The organism is Vibrio sp. 970 (assembly GCF_033339075.1).
In genome coordinates this window covers 1-836 of record NZ_JAWOTW010000180.1, presented here as the reverse complement: position 1 = coordinate 836, position 836 = coordinate 1, and the positions used below count along the sequence as shown (strand labels likewise).

The 836-nt window shown below is 45.3% G+C and carries 1 protein-coding gene and 1 pseudogene; both read right to left on the bottom strand.

Annotated elements, in window-relative coordinates; all coding sequences use genetic code 11:
• Window positions 1–282: pseudogene (locus R7Q11_RS25545) on the bottom strand (TIGR03899 family protein); the annotation flags it as partial.
• Between the two features lie 317 nt (window positions 283–599).
• Window positions 600–836 (bottom strand): DUF3299 domain-containing protein (locus R7Q11_RS25540; RefSeq protein WP_225466922.1); only part of this gene is annotated, 237 nt, incomplete at its 5' end.

The window sequence follows — 836 nt, the reverse complement described above, 5'->3', positions numbered from 1 at the left end:
TGCGGTTTCATCGCGGCAAGCGCTGTGCGCGAGTTTTAGGATTTGCTCAAGGTTTTTTTGTCTTTGCTCTTGGCGTCGTTGGTCTCGCAGTTGTGCTCTTTCTAATGCGGATTTGGCAGGAGGGTCAGTTTGCAACAGAGCGTCGAGGCCATGAGATTGAGCGATGTTTTTTATTCGGCTCGCACTGTCTTTGATGTAACCCGTTTTCTTGTCGTGGTGACCGTTTTTCTGCGTATTAGGCTGGTGTTCAATCACTACAGGTTGTTTCGTTGGTTCTGCCATGTATTTTCCTACCAAGAGCTTGCGTTTGACGCTTGCCTCAATTTACACCTTAATCCGCGAGGCGACCAGAGAGAGCGTCTCAGATTTTGAAGGAATAGGTCTATCCAAAATGATAATGAGTTGTTAAAATTGTTATCGTTATTTTGGAGGGGCGATGAAGTTCTCGGAAGCAAGTAAACTGAAAAAGCACCTGTCGATAGCGTTTCTTTTGATTCTTTATGTGGGCGTATTAGCGTACTTATCGCGCTACATTGTTTAACATTTAAAGATGACAAAGGCGACGATGCGACGCCTTTGGTGTACCTCGAAATCGACGACTACATATCGTCGTAGGCTTCGATTTTTGAACCTTCAATCACATACGCGGTTTCTGCCAGTTCATGGTTAATGGTTTCGGTTTTTAATGTTCCCACCACGTAAATGACATCCCAAAGTTCCTGTACTGGTGCGCCTTTCGGAAATTTCACGTAAATGATTTGGTTTGGTGGTGGTGGTGGTACGTGGATACACGCCCCAAAATACGGCACCAACAAAAATTCCGTCACCGTGTTGGC